Here is a 17,280-nt window from a genome sequence, read left to right as displayed (position 1 = left end):
TGTCGAAGTGACAGGCTGCTGTCATCACGCCAAGGAGGACGCCATGACCACCCGCACCGTTCATCTCGCCGTGTACGACACCTTCGCCGACTGGGAGACCGGGCACACCACCGCCCACCTCACCCAGAACGGCTTCACCGTCCGCACCGTCGGCCCCACCACAGACCCCGTCGTCACCATGGGCGGCATCCGCATCCAGCCCGATAGCGCGCTCAGCGAGCTCGACCCCCAGGACAGCGCCCTGCTCATCCTCACCGGCGCGCACCTGTGGGACACCGGTGACGAACTCGCCCCCTTCGCCGCCAAGGCCCGTGAGTTCCTCGACGCCGGCGTCCCCGTCGCCGCCATCTGCGGTGCCACCGCCGGAATCGCCCGCGAAGGGCTGCTCGACGACCGCGCGCACACGAGCGCCGCGCCCTTCTACCTCGACGCCACCGGCTACCAGGGCGGCGCGCACTACCGCGACACCGACGCCGTCACCGACGGGGACCTGATCACCGCGGGCCCCACCGAGCCCGTCGCCCTCGCCCGCGAGGTCTTCGCCCGGCTGGGGGTCTACGAGGGCGAGAAGCTGGACGCCTGGTACCGCCTGTTCCACGACTCGGACGCGGCCGCCTTCGCGGTGCTCAACTCATGAGCCGCGAACAGCAGGACCTCCTCAGCCGGACCGCCCTCGGCGCCTTCCGGCTGAACGGCCAATTCCTCGCCGTCTCCGAGGAGTTGGCCAAACCGGCCGGGCTGACCGCCGCCTGGTGGCAGGTACTCGGAGCCGTACTGCACCAGCCGCTGCCCGTCGCGGGGATCGCCCGCGACATGGGCATCACCCGCCAGAGCGTGCAGCGGATCGCCGACCTGCTGGTCGAGCGGGGCCTTGCCGCGTACGAACCCAACCCCGCGCACCGCCGCGCCAAGCTGGTGCGCCCCACCGACGAGGGCCGCGCCGCCGTCGCGAAGATCGGTCCCGGTCACGCCAAGCTGGCGGCCCACCTCGCCGAAGCCCTCGGCCCCGAGCAGTTCGCCGAGACGGCCAGGGTGCTGGAGCAGCTCTCCAAGGCCCTCGACAGCATCAGCGACCGGAGCCCGGAAAGAAGTCCGCGCTCGTGACGTAGTCCATCGCCTCCGTGAACACCGGGTCCCCGAGCCGGCGCTCCATCTCCTCCTCGCTCACGTCCTCGAGGTGGGTCTGGATCCAGTAGAGGTTCCCGAACGGATCCCGCACCCGGCCGACCCGGTCGCCGAAGAAGAGGTGCGTCACCTCGGTCACCGACGTGCCGCCGCACTCGACCGCCCTCCGGTGCACGGTGTCGGCGTCCTCGACGTACAGCCGCAGGAACGCGGGCGTCGCCGGCCAGTCCTTGCTCGGCGCGTCGAAGAGCATCACCACCGCGTCGCCGATCCGCACCTCCGCATGCCCGATCCGGCCGTCCTCACCGGTCATCCGGCTCAGCTCGACCGCTCCGAACGCGGCCTTCAGGTAGTCGATGACACCGGCGGTGTCCTGCGAAATGATCCACGGAGTGACGGTGGTGTAGCCCTCGGGAACCGGATTGACGGCCATAACGGTCTCCTCGCATACGTGGATGGTGCTGGGATCGCTCGCGCAAGACCGACCGTAGGCGGCCATTAGGACAGGTCCCGACCTATATGGCCGTGCGCGGGCAGCACTATCCTCGGTCCGTCACAACAGCACGGGGGAAGGCGCGCGGCGATGGAGCAGCTGGCACCAGGAGATCCGCAGCACATCGGCGAGTACCGCCTGCTGGCCCGGCTCGGCGCGGGCGGCATGGGCCAGGTCTACCTCGCGCGCAACGACCGCGGCCGCACCGTCGCCGTCAAGCTGGTACGCCAGGAGCTCGCCGAACAGGAGGAGTTCCGGGCCCGATTCCGCCAGGAGGTACGCGCCGCCCTGCGGGTCGGCGGCCAGTGGACCGCTCCCGTTCTCGACGCCGACACCGAGGCCCGCGTCCCCTGGGTGGCCACCGGCTACATCGCCGGACCCGCCCTGCACACCGTCGTCTCCGGCGAGCACGGCCCGCTGCCCGAACGCTCGGTCCGCATCCTCGCCGCCGGCCTCGCGCACGCCCTGCAGAACATCCACGCGGCCGACCTCATCCACCGCGACCTCAAGCCGTCCAACATCCTGATCACCATCGACGGCCCGCGCGTCATCGACTTCGGCATCGCGCGCGCCCTGGAGACGGTCACCGACGGCGGTCTGACCCGCACGGGCGCGCTCGTGGGATCGCCCGGCTTCATGGCCCCCGAGCAGGTCCGCGGCGACCGCGTCACCCCCGCCTGCGACATCTTCTGCCTCGGCTCGGTCCTCGCGTACGCGGCAACGGGCCGCCTCCCCTTCGGTTCTGCCGACAGCGGGGGGCACGCGCTGATGTTCCGCATAGCGCAGGAGGAGCCGGACCTGGCGGACATGCCGGAGGGGCTGCTCGAGCTCGTACGGGACTGTCTGCACAAGGATCCCGAGGCGCGGCCGACACTCGCGCAGATCCTGGAGCGTACGACCTCCGACGCGACGACCGAACCCTGGCTGCCGGGTGCGCTGATCGCCCAACTCGGCCGTCATGCAGTGCAGTTGCTGGAGGTCGAGCAGCCCGCGTCACCGGCGCCCGAGCAGCCTCCGACGATGACCGCACCCGTGCGACCCCCCGCTCCGCAACCCACACCCCCACCGGCCCCGGCCCCGACTCCCGCGTACGGATACGGCTTCCCGTACAACACCCCGGCCCCGGCGCCGTACGCCCCCACACCCGTCCCGTACACACCCCCGCAGCCGGCGCCGACCAACAGCCGCGGCACCGTCGCCCTCCTCGCGGTCGCCGTCCTCGTCGCGGTCGCGGCCGGCGGCTCGGTCTACGTACTGATGGGCGGCGACGGCAAGAAGAGCACGGCCGACGACTCCAGGCCGGCGGCCTCGACGTCCTCGGCGACCCCGTACGGCTCGGGGAACACGACCCCCACCACCACGCCCCCGACCAGCCCCGGCACCCAGGAGGGCGGCGTTCCGGCGGAGTACGTCGGCACCTGGCGGGCGTCCTTCGACACGGCCGACGGCACCAACTCCCGCGTTATGACGATCACGCAGGGCTCAACCGGCACCCAGGTCATGACCCTGTCGGGCACCGGCCCGAACTACGACTGCCGCTGGTCGGCCACCCTCCGCGCCTCGGGCCCACCCCTCGAACTCGGCCCGACCCAGGTCACGTTCGGCGACCCGAGGCAGTGCTCACCGGGCCAGTGGAGCCGTCTGGACATGCCGGACGACACCACGATCGTCCGCGAACTGGTGGGCTCGGGCGGCGCGCCACTCACGTACACGAAGCAGAGCTGAACTCAGCCCCAGCTCTGGGAGTAGTAGCTCCAGTAGTTCTGGCGGTCCTTGGCCGATCTGATCCAGTGGCTGGCCAGCAGTCCGAGCAGACTCACCACGATGACGCCCAGCCCCGGGCCGAGAGTCTGGAAGTTGACGGGTATCCCGGGGGTCGCCCTCGATCCGTTCGCCCCCGAGGACCCGGGCGGCCCGGCCGACCCCGGCGGGACGGCTCCGGCGGCTGACGACGGGTCGGCGGGGGCAGCCGTCTGGCCGCCTGTGCCCTCGGTGCCCCCGGCAGGCGGAGCGCCGGCCGCCACCAGCTTTACCCCCAGCGCCTCCAGCGCCTTCGTGGCCGGCTGGAAGAACGTGACGCCTCCCGTGGCACAGTCCCCGTTGCCGCCCGAGGTCACACCGATCGCCAGACCCTCCGAGATCAGCGGGCCCCCGCTGTCTCCGGGCTCGGCACAGACGGTGGTCTCGATCAGTCCGGTGACCGTGCCCTCCGGGTAGTTCACCGTCGCGTTCAGCGCGGTCACCTTCCCGTCGCGGAACCCCGACGTGCTGCCGCTGCGGAAGACCCGCTGACCGACGACAGGATCGGCGGCGCCGTTGATCTGCACCCCCCGCCCACCGCCGATGTCCACGATGTTGCTTCCGCCGGGAGAGAGGGTTTCACCGTTCTCGTACCGCACGAGCGAGAAGTCACTGCCCGGGAAGGTGCTGCCGATGGTCGTGCCGATCCGCTGCTCGGCCCGGCGGTCGCCGAACCAGGTGGTGCCGACCGGGCCGCAGTGGCCGGCCGTCAGGATGAACGTGTCCCTGCCATCGGTCACATTGAAGCCCGCGGAACAGCGGCCGTCGCGGGAGAAGATCGGGACGGCGCCGTTCACCTTGGTGGTGAAGGCGCCTGCGGTCCGCTCCATGTGGACGGAGCCGCCGATCCGCCCGGCGACGTCGGACATGCGCGACCAGTCGGCGGCCGACACGGTGCTGTCAGCGTGCACCACGACCTTGTTGGACGCGTAGTCCACCGCCCATGCCGTGCCGGGCACCCGAGGCGCCTCACCCAGCTCCTCGGCGGCCGAGCGGAGCCGGCGCATGCTGTAGCGCACGACTTCGGCGCGTGCCCCCGCCTGCCGCACCTCGGCCGCCGCCTCCTCGTCGGTCACGGCGACGACCTGGCGCCCGTCGGCCCCCGTCCAACTGCCCGCAGTACGGGAGGTGCCGAGCCGAGAGACCAGGTCAGCCATTGGATCGGCGGACGAGGGGCCGGACGGTTCGCCCGCCAGGGCGTGCGGACCGGAGGGTTCACTCGCCATGGCGTTCGAGACCATTAATCCGCCGCAGACCAGCCCTCCCACGGCCGCCAGCCGCGCGAGACGCTGGAGGTTCCGTCGTGCGTGCCTCATCCGCGGCCCCAAGGTCGTACCGACATGACGTCACAAGCCCGTGGGCCCCCGGAAACCAGGGGCCCCCACCTCAGTACGTGCCGTTCCCCCGTCGTGTTCACCCCCCGTCCCGTTCTCCTCGCGTCAGAGTCGGATCGCGTAGACGTAGCGGTTGTTCCCGTGCTCCTTCAGCGACCAGCTGCGCCGGGCGGCCGTCGGGGTCAGCCCAGCAGCGCTGAAGCGGCGTTACGCAGGAGCAGCGGGTGTACGAACCGGTCCGCCGTGGTCGGCGGGAAGCGCCAGGACAGCGGCCAGGTGCGGCCGCCAAGAGCGGGAACAGGGACGTAACTCACATGTGCAGGACCCGAGTTGAGCCGGGTGACCCCACGCGGCCAGGGCCGGTGGGACGTAGTCCCTGCCGGGACGAGGAAGTAGACCGACCGCCGCCCGGACGCCTCGATGACGACGGGCCCGGGGTCACCGCCGGTCAGCCGCTCCAGGAGGTCGGCGAGACGGCGGCCGTCCTCGTCGTCGACGCGGAGGGCGTCGAATTGGACGCCTGCCTTTCGGAGCTGGAATCCGGAAGCCGGAATCCAATCGAGGTTTAGTTGGCGACTTTGCGTATCCACAAGGACAGTCTGAGTGACCTTGGCTAGCGTTTTCCATGGCCTCGCGGAGGGCGTCGGGTAGGGGTTGACCTGCGCGAACTCCCTTTGGTGCGGGTTGAATTCGGCGGGGACTGGTTGAGACCGGTTGAGTCCGGTTGAGTCGAAACGGTGATCGCAAATGGCACGAGCCGAAAACAAGGAAACGGCGGGCCCCGCGACGCGTCTGGTGGCGGGTATCGCCCGCAATATGCGCGTCAAGAAAGGGTGGACGCAGGAGCAGGCGGGAAGCGAACTCGGATTCTCGGGGGCGGCGGTGAGCGCGATGGAGACGTGCGCGCAGCCCGCGAGCGACGAGATGCTGGTGGCGCTGGAGCGGGTGCTCGGGGACGGGATGGGGATCTTCGAGCAGGCGCGGGAGTACGTACGGCTGGACAAGTACCCGGCGCAGTTCAAGGACTACGCACTGCTGGAGCAGAAGGCACTGGGGCTTTCCCTGTACGCGACGCTCGTCGTGCATGGGCTGTTCCAGACGGAGGAGTACGCACGGGCGCTGATCGGGGGCGGATACCCGCCGCTGTCCGAGGGTCGGGTGGAGGAGCTGGTCGAGGTGCGGATGGCGCGCAGGGCGCTGTTCGAGCGGGAGCCGGTGGCACTGATCGAGCTGGTGCTGGAGGAGTCGGTGTTACGGCGGACGATCGGCAGCGAGGAGGTCATGCGCGGCCAGATGCGGCATCTTGCGGAGTGTGCGAGGCGGCGTAACGTGACGCTTCAGGTATTGCCGCTGGACTGCGGCCTCAGCGGTGAGTACGCGGGCGACCAGGGCGGAATGGAGCTGGTCGAGACCCCGGAACACGACCACCTGGTCTATCTGGAGTCCCAAGGTGAGAGCCTGCTGATCAAGGACCCAGCAAAGGTGAGTACGTGCGCCCAGCGGTATGCGAGGATCCGAGCACAGGCCCTGGATCCCCGTGAATCGCTGGGCCTCATCGAGCGGTTGGCAGGAGAGCAGAGATGAGCGACACCCTGCGGTGGTTCAAGTCCAGCTACAGCGACAGTAGTGGCGGCAGCTGCATCGAAGTGGCCTTCGACTGGCGCAAGTCGAGCTACAGCAGCTCTAGCGGTGGCGACTGCGTCGAGGTCGCCGCCTGCCCCCACACCATCCACATCCGCGACTCCAAGGTCACCGACGGCCCCACCTTCGCCGTCGCCCCCACCACCTGGACGAACTTCCTCGACTGGGCGAGCTGAACCCGTACGGAGGAGAAGCCATGACGATGACGGGCACAGCGGTACCGGGTCCGGCGGGTCTGCCGCTACTGGGCTCGATGTTCGAGCTCAAGCGGGACTCGCTCGGCACCCTACTCAACGCACAGCGCGAGCACGGAGACGTCGTCAGAATCACCGCGGGCCCGCCCGGGCTGCGGGCCGAGCTGTACGCGGTGTTCTCCGCGGAGGCCGCCCAGCAGGTGCTGGCGACGGAATCGGCCAACTTCCGCAAGGACAACGCCTTTTATCAGGAGGTCCGGGAGTCGTTCGGCAACGGCCTGCTGACCAGCCAGGACGACGACTACCTCCGGCAGCGGCGGCTCGCGCAGCCGCTGTTCACCCGCCGCCGGGTCGACGGCTACGCCGACGCCGTCACCGCCGAAACCTCTGCTCTGCTCTCCGCCTGGCGCACCGCCCCGGATGCCACGGTGGACGTCGTCGCCGAGACGACCCGGCTCACTCTGCGGGCCGTCGCCCGCATCCTCTTCGGCACGGATGTCGAAGCGGCGGTCGACGTCGTGGAGCGATGCTTCCCGATCATCGGGGAGTACACGCTCACCCGCGGCTACTCCCCCGCCAACTTCCCGCGCAGCTGGCCCACTCCCGCCAACCGGCGGGCCGCCACCGCGATGGAAGACCTGTACGCGGTGTGCGACGGGATCACCGAGAAGCGGCGCGCGGAGGGGGACGCGGCGACGGGCGAGGATCTGCTGACGCTGCTCTCCCAGGCCGAGAGCGCGGAAGACGGGTCCCTCGAAGCGTCCGAGATCCGCGACCAGGTGCTGGTGTTCCTGCTCGCGGGGCACGAGACGACCGCCACGTCGCTCGCGTTCGCGCTGCATCTGCTGGCCCGCCACCCCGAGCAGCAGGCACGGGCGCGGGAGGAGGTCGTACGCGTACTGGACGGACGGACCCCGGGGGCCGCGGATCTCGACGCACTGCCGTATCTGACACAGGTGCTGAAGGAGGCGATGCGTCTCTATCCGGCGGGTCCGGTCATCGGCCGCCGGGCGGTCGCGGCGGCGGAGATCGGGGGGTACACGATCCCGGCCGGCGCGGATGTGCTCGTCGCGCCGTGGGTGACGCACCGCCATCCCCAGTACTGGGACGATCCGGAGCGCTTCGACCCGGAACGGTTCACGCCGGAGCGGGAGAAGGAGCGGCCGCGGTACGCATGGTTCCCGTTCGGCGGCGGACCGCGGGCGTGCATCGGTCAGCACTTCTCGATGCTGGAGTCGGTGCTGGCGCTGGCGATGATCCTGCGGGAGTACGAACTGGACGCGGTCGACGTCGATGTCCCGGTCGACACCGGGATCACCCTGCGCGCGGCGGGCCCGGCACGGTGCGCGCTGCGCCGCGTGGACGGGGCGCGCTGACCTGGCGCGGAGGCCCGGACGCGTTCCGGGCCCCCCCGCCGCGTACGGGTCAATTCCTGCTCCAACGCTCGTTGGAAGCGATCGCCAGGTTCCGCCTCGCGTTGTCTTCCGCGGAGCGGTCGCCGAACTCCCCGAAAATGGCAATCGCCTTGATATAGGCATCGATCGCCTCCTCCAACCGCTGAACCTGCCGCAGGGAATAGGCGAGGTTGCCCAACACCACGCCCTCGTCGTAACGGTCGCCCGACTCACGGAACAGGGCAACTGTCGTGATGAACGCGGCAATGGCCTCCTCGAAACGCCCGATTCCCCAGAGGGCGTTGCCGAGACTGCCCATCGCCCTCCCCTCCCTCAGGCGGTCACCGCTCTTCCGATGGATGGCAATGGCCTTGGCGTGGGCATCGATGGCCTCCTCGAAACGCCGCGCTCGCCACAAGGCAGTACCGAGGTTGGTCAGAGACCGGCCCTCCGCATGGCTGGCGCCGACCTCCCGGAAGATGGCAATCGCCTCGCTCTGGGCATCGACAGCCTCCTCGATACGCCCTGCTTCCCACAGGGCATTACCGAGGTTCCCCAGCGCCCGACCTTTCTCATAGCGGTTGGCGGTCTCGGCCACGATGGCAACGGCCTTGCTGTGGGCATCTACCGCCTCCTCAAAACGCCGCAGCTCGTCCAGAGCGATGCCGAGAGTTTGCAGAGCCGCTGCCTCGTGGTTCCGTTTACCGGATGCGCGCGCGAGTTCCAGGACGATGTGGCCCAAGTTGAGGCACTCGTCGAAGGAGCGCCGCTGGACGAAGTAATGTCCCAGCGAGTAGAGCAGGTCGATGGTGGTGTCGGGATGTCCGAGGGCTGGGGCTGCGGTTGCCACGGCCATGAGATTGGGGCTTTCGACGTCGAACCAGCTCATCGCCTCCGCTCGGGTGGCAAACCGCGGCGAGTGTTCCTGTTCGAAATGCAAATAGGTGCCGGCTGCCGTGGCCATGCTGCTCAGATGGCCCAGCAGCCGGGCCACCGCCTCGTCGCGGTCGTCGCCCTCGGCATGATCCCGACCCAGCCCCTCCGCGTACAGCCGCATCAAGTCGTGCAACCGCCAACGCCCGTACGTGACACCGGGCTCGATCAAGTGGCCCCGAGCCAGAGCCACCAGCAGTTCCTCAGCGGCGTAGACCTCCGCGCCCACGAGATGCGCCGCGGACTCCGTCGAGATGTCCTGGCCGGGGTTGGCCGACAGGAGACGGAACAGGCGAGCCTGATCCTCGGGCAGGTGCTCGTACGAGAGGCTGAACGCGGCCCGGACCGCGCGGTCCCCGCGCCTGAGCCGGTCCAGTCGCCGGTGGGCGTCCACCAGCGCCTCGGCCATCGAGCGCATCGGCCGATCGGGCAGCTCCGCCAGCAGCGCGGCCACAATGCGCAGGGCAAGCGGCAGGTAGCCGCAACGTTCGGCGACGAGCTCGGACTGCTCGGGGGCGTCGTTGACGCGGGTGTCCCCGGGGCCGCAGGCCGCCAGGAGGGCCTGGCGCAGGAGGTCGACGGCGGGTTCGGGATCGAGGACGTCGAGGTTGTACAGGCGGGCGTCGAGGTCGGCGAGCCGGTGCCGGGAGGTGACCAGGGCCGGGATCCTCGGGTCCGACGGCAGCAGGGGCGCGGCCTGCTCGCCGGCGGAAGCGTTGTCGACGACGACCAGGAGGCGACGGCCCTGGTCTGCGTACGCAGAGAGCACCGAGCGGTAGAGGCGGGCGCGCTCCTGGAGGTCGGCGGGGACGTGTTCGTCGGGCATGCCGAGGGCGCGTAAGAGCGAGCCCAGGGCGGCCTCGGGGGTGAGCCGGCGCTCGGAGTCGTAACCGAAGAGGTCGACGAAGAGCACCCCACCGGGGAACCAGCCCTGCTGGGCGAGGGCGTGGTGAGCCGCCTGGAGGACCAGCTCGGTCTTTCCCACTCCGCCGAGCCCGGCGACGGCCCAGACCAGCACCGCCCGCGTCTGGGGGTGCTCCGGATCGAGCCCGCCGAGCAGCTCTTTCAGCTGGTCGTCGCGTCCGGTGAACGTCCCCGAGGCGGGCGGCAGCCCGGCCAGGGCCGGGGTTATCTCCCTCGGAAGCTGGAGGGTGACGGTCTGGCCCTGCACGACGACGTTGAAGAAGACGCCGTCGCTGATCTCGTTGTGGGTCACTCGCCCGCCTTTGGAGGCGGTGGAGGGCTGGTCGTGAAGTTCAGGCCGGAGAAGTCCCGGCCCTGGAGGACCGGGGCGTGCTGCGTACCGCCGCTGATCTCGTTGTGCACGTCGCCCTCGCCCGTCTGCACGAGGCGCGCCTGCTCGGCCCAACTGCTCAGAGCGGAACCGAAGTCGGGGTCGAGAGCGCTGCGTACGGCGAGTACCGTGCTGAGCGCATGGGCCCGCTCGACCTCGCCGGGCGCCTGCGCGAGAGCGGTCAGCTCGGGCTCACCGGAACTGACGGACCGGTTGGCGAAGGGCCGGCGTACGAGCGTGGTCAGCGAATTCCAGGCCCGTTTCCCGGCCTCTCCGCCGAACCCGCCCGCCAGTGCCCCCAGCAATGCGACCGAAACCGGATCCATCGCGCACCCCCATGCCTGTCCCCGCCGTGATATCTGCCGACTTCACGGTAGAACGACCCATGTGGCTCGGTGGGGCACAACTGCCAATCCAATCCTGCTTGTTACACGAGCGTGCCCCAGTCCGCATGGTGGCCCGATGGGCCGACAGGAGGCGCGGGGCCCGGGCGCGATCCGGGCCCCGCGCCTGGTACTACTCGACGATCCGGATCGTCCGGATGCCCGTACCGCGGTACCGCGACGGCGCGCGGGTCAGCACCGGGCGGCCGCGCGGCCACTCGACGGACGGCCGGGCCAGATGCAGCGCGTGCGCACCGCTCCAGTCGTTCTCCGCCTTCTCCCGGTCGTCGTCCACGTCGGAGCGCAGTTGCTTGCCGACCGCCATGACTCCCGCGAAGTCGAGCGCCGTGATGTCCACGGACGGCAGCGCGCCGATGTGCTCGGCGACGCCCGCGCGTTCCGCCTCTGCGGCAGTCAGGCACAGGGCCGGGATGTAGACGCGCTGCGCCGGGTTCTTCTCGGCCTCGGCGACGAGCCGCGAGGCCATGCTGTTGCCGGCGCCGAGCGCCAGGGCGGCGGTGTCGTCGAAGACGACAGCACGCGGCAGCGGGTACTCCTTGCGGGCCGTCACTGGACCTCCCCGATCCGTCCGGCCTCGAGGTCGGCCCAGAGCTGCTCGCCGGCCCGCTCGTCCTCCTCGGTGTACGGCCTGCCGAGGAAGTGCTTCTCGACGTACGCCTTGGTCTCCTCGTACTGCTTCTGGAGCTCTTCCTGGGTGGGCGTGGCACCCGCGAGCTGCGCGACCAGGTCGCGCATGGTCATCCCGCGCTCGCGAGCGAGCTCCAGCAGACGGTCTCGGACGGCGGGGTCGACCTTGATGGTGGTGTCAGCCATGATCACAGTATACCGGCGGTATACCGTTTCAGGGCGCTCTAATGCGATGGTCACAGGGACACTCCGTGTATAGGGGCAAGTGCCAACGGACTATGCCAGTCACAGAGTTCGCCCGGGTGGCCCATCGAGGCCATTCACCCCTCAGGGTGACCTCAGGAACGCAACTCGCCCCGGCCGGCCCTTCGGCCGACCGGGGCGAGCCACAGGAACCCCTACAGGAACGAGTTGATCTCGATCGTCTCGGTACGGCCGGGGCCGACACCGATCGCCGAGATCGGCGCGCCGGACATCTCCTCCAGCGCCTTCACATAGTCCTGCGCGTTCTTCGGCAGGTCCGCGAAGGTCTTCGCCTTGGTGATGTCCTCGGACCAGCCCGGCAGCATCTCGTACACCGGCTTCGCGTGGTGGAAGTCCGTCTGCGAGTACGGCAGCTCCTCGACCCGCTTGCCGTCGATCTCGTACGCGACACACACCGGGATCTGCTCCCAGCCGGTCAGCACGTCCAGCTTGGTGAGGAAGAAGTCGGTCAGGCCGTTGACCCGGGTCGCGTAGCGCGCGATCACCGCGTCGAACCAGCCGCAGCGGCGGTCGCGGCCGGTGGTCACGCCCCGCTCGCCGCCGATGCGGCGCAGCGCCTCGCCGTCCTCGTCGAAGAGCTCCGTCGGGAACGGGCCCGCGCCGACGCGCGTCGTGTACGCCTTCAGGATGCCGATGACCCGGCTGATCTTCGTCGGTCCCACACCCGTGCCCGTGCAGGCGCCGCCCGCGGTCGGGTTCGACGAGGTGACGAAGGGATACGTGCCGTGGTCGACGTCGAGGAGCGTGCCCTGACCGCCCTCGAAGAGGACGACCTTGCCCTCGTCGATCGCGTCGTTCAGGATCAGCGTGGTGTCCGCGACGTACGGCTTGAGCTGCTCCGCGTACTGGAGCATTTCCTCGACGATCTTGGGGGCCTCGATCGCGCGGCGGTTGTAGACCTTGGCGAGGAGCTGGTTCTTGGACTCCAGCGCCGCCTCGACCTTCTGCTCCAGGATCGACTCGTCGTACAGGTCCTGGACGCGGATGCCGACGCGGTTGATCTTGTCGGCGTACGTCGGGCCGATACCGCGGCCGGTGGTGCCGATCTTCCGCTTGCCGAGGAACCGTTCCGTCACCTTGTCGAGGGTGACGTTGTACGGAGTGATCAGATGCGCGTTACCGCTGATCAGCAGCTTGGACGTGTCGATACCGCGGTCGTTCAGCCCGCTCAGCTCGGAGAGCAGGACGGCCGGGTCGACGACGACGCCGTTGCCGATGACCGGAGTACATCCCGGCGAGAGGATTCCGGAAGGGAGGAGATGCAGCGCATACTTCTGATCGCCCACGACGACCGTGTGGCCGGCATTGTTGCCGCCCTGGTAGCGCACTACATAGTCCACGGATCCACCGAGCAGGTCGGTGGCCTTTCCCTTGCCTTCGTCACCCCACTGAGCACCGAGCAGCACAAGTGCGGGCACAGGCGTACACCCCTTCCGGGCGGGGCAAGACCAAGGTCAGGGGGCCACAGCCATGCCTGAGCCTTCGGTCCGGTTGCCCCGGAATAGACGAAGCCCCTGGCGCAATAGCGCAAGGGGCTCTTGCACAAAGATGCTACCCGAGGAAGGACCGAGGTGTCGGCTCACGACCAGCTGCTGGTGGTCATCGACCCGGTCGCCCGCCGAAATGACGGCGAGTCCGTGCGAATTGCGAAGGATGTGCTGTGCGGCGGGTCGGAGGCGAAAATCTGTCTCCCCGAGGGGCCGGAGGAATTCGCGCGGGCACTGGCCCGCAGGGGGTCACGGCGGCCGGTTGTGGTGGGTGACGACCGGGCGCTGCTGCGGGCGGTGGCACTGCTGCACCGGGACCGCTGGCTGGGCGACGGGGCGCTGGCGGTGGTGCCGGTGGGACCTTCCGTAGAACTCGCGCACTCGCTGGGCGTGCCCCGCGGGGCGGTGGCGGCGGCGCGGGCGGTGCTGGACGGAGCGGTGCGGCGGCTCGATCTGCTGGTGGACGAGAGCGACGGGGTGGTGCTGGGCGATCTGGCGATCCCGGCGGTGGCGGGGGTGCCCGTCGCGAACGGGGTTTCGGTGTGGCACACCTGCCGCTCCCTGGTCCGCACCCTGGTCCGGCCGGCACCGCCGTCGCCACCGGTGCGGACGCACCGGCTGCGGGTGGAGGCGGACGGGGTGATGCTGTCCGACCTGGACCGCGAGGTGGCGGGTGTGACGGTACGGGCGGGACGCTGCGGGCGGGCGGAGGTCACGGTGCGACCGACGGCTTCGGGGGATCCGGTCACGGCGGAGGCGCTGACGGTGACGGTGTCGGGGCCGGATTTCCGCTATCGGGCGGATACGACGGTGACGGGGCCGGTAAGGACCCGGACGTGGACGGTGCGGCCGGGGGCGTGGGGGTTGACGTTGCCGGTTCAGAGCCAGGGCAGTACGGCGGTCGGGGCCACCCGGTGATTGAGGATCACACCTCGACCCGGAGCCCCTCCAACCCCCGGATCACAAAGTTCGGCCTGCGCTCCGGCACCGCGGCCAGGCGGAGGTCCGGAGCCTGGTCCAGCAATGCGCCGAGGGACGCCGACAGTTCGAGGCGGGCCAGCGGGGCGCCGATGCAGTAGTGGATGCCCGCGCTGAACGAGATGTGCGGGTTGTCCTGACGGGACAGGTCCAGGGTGTCCGGATCGCTGAACACGTCCCCGTCGCGGTTGGCCGAGCCGAAGAGCAGCGCCACCTCGGAGCCACGCGGGATCTTCGTGCCGTCGATCTCCATGTCGTCGAGAACCCAGCGCTCGAAGAGCTGGAGCGGGGTGTCGTACCGCATCAGCTCCTCCACAGCTGTGGACAACAGCGAGCGGTCTTTACGCAGGGCCGCCAGCTGCTCGGGATGGCGGAAGAGCGTCCACCAGCCGTTGACGGTGGCGTTCACCGTCGCCTCGTGGCCCGCGTTCAGGAGCAGTACGCAGGTGGAGATCATCTCCTGTTCGTCGAGCCGGTCGCCTTCGTCGTACGCGGCGATCAGGCCCGAGATCAGATCGTCACCCGGGTCCTTGCGGCGCACCGCGATCAACTCCCGCAGATACGCCGAGAATTCGAGCGACGCGCGGACCGCCTTGTCCGCCGTCTCCTCCGACGGGCTCAGCTCGTACATCCCGCAGATGTCCGCCGACCACGGCCGCAGCTGCCCCCGGTCGCTCTCCGGGATGCCCAGCATCTCCGCGATCACGGCGACCGGCAGCGGCTCGGCGACCGCGGTCAGCAGATCGCCGCCGCCGTCCGCGACCAGCGCGCCCACCAGTTCGGACGCCAGACCGTGGACGTACGGGCGCAGCCGCTCGACCGTGCGCGGCGTGAACGCCTTCGAGACCAGGCGCCGGATGCGGGTGTGGTCCGGCGGCTCCAGATCCAGCATCCCGTTGTCGTTGAGCGTGTGGAACGGCTCGTGCGCGGCGGGGGGCGGCGTACGCCCGAACTCCTCGTGCGTGAAGCGGTGCAGATACGTACGGCCGAGGCGCCGGTCCCGCAGCAGTGCGGAGACATCGGCGTGCCGGGGCACGAGCCACTGCCGCGTCGGCTCGTAGTAGTGGACGCGTCCGCGGGCGCGGAGCTGGGCGTAGGCGGGGTAGGGGTCGGCGACGAAGTCGGGGGACCAGGGGTCGAAGAGATCGGCGGCCATGGGCTGACGCTACCGGGCGGGGGGTTGTTTCCCCAGCCCCCGCCCCTTGCCGAAACTGGGGGCAAGCCCCAGACCCCTCGCGCCCGCTCCTCAATCGCCGGGGGACAGTGAGGCGCGAGGGCTAGCCCGGTGTCACCAGGCGCGCCTCGTACGCGAACACCGCCGCCTGCGTCCGGTCCCGCAGCCCCAGCTTCACCAGCACACGGCTCACATGCGTCTTGATCGTCGACTCCGCGACCACCAGATGCGAGGCGATCTCCGCGTTCGACAGACCCTGCGCGATCAGCACCAGGACCTCCGTCTCGCGCTCCGTCAGGTCCCCGATCTGGGCCATCGCCGGTGGGCGCGGGGTGTGCGAGAGCTTGGAGAACTCCGTGATCAGCCGACGGGTCACGGTCGGCGCGAGCAGCGCCTCGCCCGCCGCCACCACCCGTACGCCGTCCGCGAGCTGGCGTGCCGACGCGTCCTTCAGCAGGAAGCCGGACGCCCCCGCGCGCAGCGCCTGGTAGACGTACTCGTCGAGGTCGAAGGTGGTCAGCACCAGCACCTTGGAGTCGCTGTGCGCGGCGACGATCTCGCGGGTCGCCTCGATGCCGTTCAGTTCCGGCATACGGATGTCCATCAGGACCACGTCGGGCGCGAGCTCGGCGACCTTGGCGACCGCCTCGCGGCCGTTCACCGCCTCGCCGATGACCTCGATGTCGGGCATCGCGTTCAGCAGGACCGAGAAGCCCTCGCGGACCATCATCTGGTCATCGACGATGAGCACGCGGATCGTCATGAGGTCTCCTCGGAGGCGGTCTCGGTCGCGGCGACGGGAATGAAGGCGGTCACCTCGTAGCCCCCGTCGTCCGTGAGCTCCGCGGTCATCACGCCGTTGAGCATCGTCACACGTTCACGCATGCCGGTGATGCCGTGCCCTGCGCCCGGCGAGGGCTTGACCAGACCCTGCGGCGCGGTGTTCACGATCCGCAGGCCGAGGCCCCCGAGGACGTACGAGATCTCGACCCTCGCCGACGATCCCGGCGCATGGCGCAGCGCGTTGCTGAGCGCCTCCTGGATGATCCGGTACGCGGAGAGCTCGACGCCCTGCGGCAGCGGTCGTACCGCGCCGGTGATCGTCTTCTCCGCGTCGAGGCCTGCCTCCCGGACATTGCCGAGCAGATTGTCGAGGTCGCCGAGCACCGGTTGCGGGGCGTCGGGCGCCTGGTAGTCCTCGGCCCTTACGACGCCGAGGATTCGGCGCAGCTCGGTCAGCGCCGCCACCGCGTTCTCACGGATGGTGGCGAAGGCCTTCTCCAGCTCGGGCGGCGGATTCTCCACCCGGTACGGCGCGGCCTCCGCCTGGATCGCAACCACCGACATGTGGTGGGCCACCACGTCGTGCAGCTCACGGGCGATGGTGGTGCGCTCCTCAAGGAGGGTGCGGCGGTCGCGCTCGACGGCCGTGACGGTCTGCTGCGCCGCCACCTCCTGCTTCGCCTCGCGGCGGACGTGCCGCACGGTCACCACCAGCAGCACGAGCGCGGAGACGAAGAGCATCTGCGGGACGTCGCTGCCGAAGCCATGAGAGAAGGCGAACTCAACGAACACGCCGTACCCGGCGGTGAGGGCCCACATCCAGGCGGCGGTCCGCGGCCGGGTCCGCATCGCGACCACGGTCATCACCGTCAGATGCGAGACGAAGGCGCTGGGCGTCCATGGCCAGCCGTCCCAGTAGCTGGCCATGACGCCGACGACGGGTGTGCTGCCCAACGACAGCCACCAGGCGCCGACCGGCCTGCTCAGGGTCATCAGCACGGCGGCGGCGGGGATGAACCCGGTCAGGACGAAGCCGAGCCCGGCGCCCTCGCTGTTCCCGGAGACACCCGCCAGGAGGAGCACGAACAGTGCCACGCCCGCCACCACGGCGTGCGGAGTCCACTGCGCGTAGTCGCGTATTCGGCCCGGCAGCCGACGGGTGAGCGGGCCGTCCGTCCCCATGGGCGGCAGCGGCCGGTAGGCGAAGGCGTCCTGGAACAGGTCCTGGCGGAGGCCGCTCAGCGCGCCCATGGCCAGGCGGTACTCGGGGCTGCGGGTCTTCTCGGTCACGTACAGAAAGGTATGCGGAAGGACGGACGCGGTCGTCAGCATCGCTGCGGATTCTGCCGCGTCCG

The 17,280-nt window shown here is 69.9% G+C and carries 18 protein-coding genes; 7 read left to right on the top strand and 11 right to left on the bottom strand.

Translation table 11 applies throughout. The features are described 5' to 3' along the window. Nucleotides 1–43: 43 nt before the first annotated feature. Nucleotides 44–637, top strand: a complete 594-nt coding sequence (locus tag ACQEVG_RS20560) for a DJ-1/PfpI family protein (RefSeq protein ID WP_432986069.1) — start codon at nucleotides 44–46, stop codon at nucleotides 635–637. Further along, nucleotides 634–1,104, top strand: coding sequence for a MarR family winged helix-turn-helix transcriptional regulator (locus ACQEVG_RS20555; protein WP_432986067.1), 471 nt, complete (start codon nucleotides 634–636; stop codon nucleotides 1,102–1,104). Before ACQEVG_RS20560 ends, ACQEVG_RS20555 begins: the two co-directional genes overlap by 4 nt. Here ACQEVG_RS20555 and ACQEVG_RS20550 read toward each other — a convergent pair. Further along, the gene (locus ACQEVG_RS20550) at nucleotides 1,067–1,558 is read right to left on the bottom strand and encodes a VOC family protein (protein WP_432986065.1); all 492 of its coding nucleotides are present in this window, start codon (nucleotides 1,556–1,558) and stop codon (nucleotides 1,067–1,069) included. The genes ACQEVG_RS20555 and ACQEVG_RS20550 overlap by 38 nt on opposite strands. A 150-nt stretch (nucleotides 1,559–1,708) precedes the next feature. On the opposite strand from ACQEVG_RS20550, the gene ACQEVG_RS20545 reads away from it, so the two are divergent. Beyond that, complete coding sequence (locus tag ACQEVG_RS20545; RefSeq protein ID WP_432986063.1) at nucleotides 1,709–3,343, top strand: serine/threonine-protein kinase; 1,635 nt, start codon at nucleotides 1,709–1,711, stop codon at nucleotides 3,341–3,343. A 2-nt stretch (nucleotides 3,344–3,345) separates the two neighbouring features. On the opposite strand, the gene ACQEVG_RS20540 is transcribed toward ACQEVG_RS20545, so the two are convergent. Together ACQEVG_RS20540 and ACQEVG_RS20535 are read right to left on the bottom strand one after the other, a co-directional pair. Continuing rightward, a complete protein-coding gene (locus ACQEVG_RS20540) occupies nucleotides 3,346–4,734 on the bottom strand; it encodes a S1 family peptidase (protein WP_432986061.1) in 1,389 nt (462 codons plus the stop codon). A 200-nt stretch (nucleotides 4,735–4,934) separates the two neighbouring features. After that, nucleotides 4,935–5,342 carry a hypothetical protein gene (locus ACQEVG_RS20535; protein WP_432986059.1) on the bottom strand — a complete coding sequence of 136 codons (408 nt, stop codon included), beginning with the start codon at nucleotides 5,340–5,342 and terminating at the stop codon, nucleotides 4,935–4,937. Nucleotides 5,343–5,499: 157 nt separating this feature from the next. Here ACQEVG_RS20535 and ACQEVG_RS20530 point away from each other — a divergent pair, with 157 nt between their 5' ends. From ACQEVG_RS20530 to ACQEVG_RS20520, 3 genes are read left to right on the top strand one after another with little or no spacing between them, the layout of a single operon-like run. Continuing rightward, nucleotides 5,500–6,336 carry a helix-turn-helix domain-containing protein gene (locus ACQEVG_RS20530; protein ID WP_432986057.1) on the top strand — a complete coding sequence of 279 codons (837 nt, stop codon included), beginning with the start codon at nucleotides 5,500–5,502 and terminating at the stop codon, nucleotides 6,334–6,336. Continuing rightward, a complete protein-coding gene (locus tag ACQEVG_RS20525; protein ID WP_432986055.1) occupies nucleotides 6,333–6,569 on the top strand; it encodes a DUF397 domain-containing protein in 237 nt (78 codons plus the stop codon). Before ACQEVG_RS20530 ends, ACQEVG_RS20525 begins: the two co-directional genes overlap by 4 nt. A gap of 20 nt (nucleotides 6,570–6,589) precedes the next feature. Next, nucleotides 6,590–7,963: a cytochrome P450 gene (locus ACQEVG_RS20520; RefSeq protein WP_432986053.1), complete on the top strand. Its 1,374-nt coding sequence runs from the start codon at nucleotides 6,590–6,592 to the stop codon at nucleotides 7,961–7,963. A 49-nt stretch (nucleotides 7,964–8,012) separates the two neighbouring features. Here ACQEVG_RS20520 and ACQEVG_RS20515 read toward each other — a convergent pair whose 3' ends face one another. The 5 genes from ACQEVG_RS20515 to ACQEVG_RS20495 all read right to left on the bottom strand — a co-directional run bounded on the left by ACQEVG_RS20515 (nucleotide 8,013) and on the right by ACQEVG_RS20495 (nucleotide 12,921). Then, nucleotides 8,013–10,130: a tetratricopeptide repeat protein gene (locus tag ACQEVG_RS20515; protein ID WP_432986052.1), complete on the bottom strand. Its 2,118-nt coding sequence runs from the start codon at nucleotides 10,128–10,130 to the stop codon at nucleotides 8,013–8,015. Next, on the bottom strand, nucleotides 10,127–10,534 hold the full coding sequence (locus ACQEVG_RS20510; protein ID WP_432986050.1) for a hypothetical protein: 408 nt from the start codon (nucleotides 10,532–10,534) through the stop codon (nucleotides 10,127–10,129). The genes ACQEVG_RS20515 and ACQEVG_RS20510 overlap by 4 nt, the downstream gene beginning before the upstream one ends. Nucleotides 10,535–10,724: 190 nt before the next feature. Continuing rightward, entirely contained in the window at nucleotides 10,725–11,162 is a 438-nt protein-coding gene (locus tag ACQEVG_RS20505) for a hypothetical protein (RefSeq protein WP_432986048.1), read from the bottom strand. After that, nucleotides 11,159–11,425 (bottom strand): hypothetical protein, encoded by a 267-nt coding sequence (locus ACQEVG_RS20500; RefSeq protein ID WP_432986046.1) that lies wholly within the window; start codon nucleotides 11,423–11,425, stop codon nucleotides 11,159–11,161. The genes ACQEVG_RS20505 and ACQEVG_RS20500 overlap by 4 nt, the downstream gene beginning before the upstream one ends. A gap of 212 nt (nucleotides 11,426–11,637) precedes the next feature. Further along, nucleotides 11,638–12,921: an adenylosuccinate synthase gene (locus ACQEVG_RS20495; RefSeq protein ID WP_432986044.1), complete on the bottom strand. Its 1,284-nt coding sequence runs from the start codon at nucleotides 12,919–12,921 to the stop codon at nucleotides 11,638–11,640. 153 nt (nucleotides 12,922–13,074) lie between these two features. On the opposite strand from ACQEVG_RS20495, the gene ACQEVG_RS20490 reads away from it, so the two are divergent. Next, nucleotides 13,075–13,908 (top strand): diacylglycerol kinase, encoded by an 834-nt coding sequence (locus ACQEVG_RS20490; protein ID WP_432986042.1) that lies wholly within the window; start codon nucleotides 13,075–13,077, stop codon nucleotides 13,906–13,908. A gap of 7 nt (nucleotides 13,909–13,915) precedes the next feature. On the opposite strand, the gene ACQEVG_RS20485 is transcribed toward ACQEVG_RS20490, so the two are convergent. The 3 genes from ACQEVG_RS20485 to ACQEVG_RS20475 all read right to left on the bottom strand — a co-directional run bounded on the left by ACQEVG_RS20485 (nucleotide 13,916) and on the right by ACQEVG_RS20475 (nucleotide 17,257). Beyond that, a complete protein-coding gene (locus ACQEVG_RS20485) occupies nucleotides 13,916–15,124 on the bottom strand; it encodes a cytochrome P450 (RefSeq protein ID WP_432986040.1) in 1,209 nt (402 codons plus the stop codon). Between the two features lie 121 nt (nucleotides 15,125–15,245). Then, nucleotides 15,246–15,905: a response regulator gene (locus ACQEVG_RS20480; RefSeq protein WP_432986038.1), complete on the bottom strand. Its 660-nt coding sequence runs from the start codon at nucleotides 15,903–15,905 to the stop codon at nucleotides 15,246–15,248. Further along, complete coding sequence (locus tag ACQEVG_RS20475; protein ID WP_432986036.1) at nucleotides 15,902–17,257, bottom strand: sensor histidine kinase; 1,356 nt, start codon at nucleotides 17,255–17,257, stop codon at nucleotides 15,902–15,904. Before ACQEVG_RS20475 ends, ACQEVG_RS20480 begins: the two co-directional genes overlap by 4 nt. Between the last annotated feature and the right edge of the window lie 23 nt (nucleotides 17,258–17,280).

The sequence above is a fragment of the Streptomyces sp. CA-135486 genome (assembly GCF_050936555.1).
Classification (GTDB): domain Bacteria; phylum Actinomycetota; class Actinomycetes; order Streptomycetales; family Streptomycetaceae; genus Streptomyces.
Note: the sequence above shows the minus strand (reverse complement) of the source record. Positions and strands in the feature narration are given on the sequence as shown.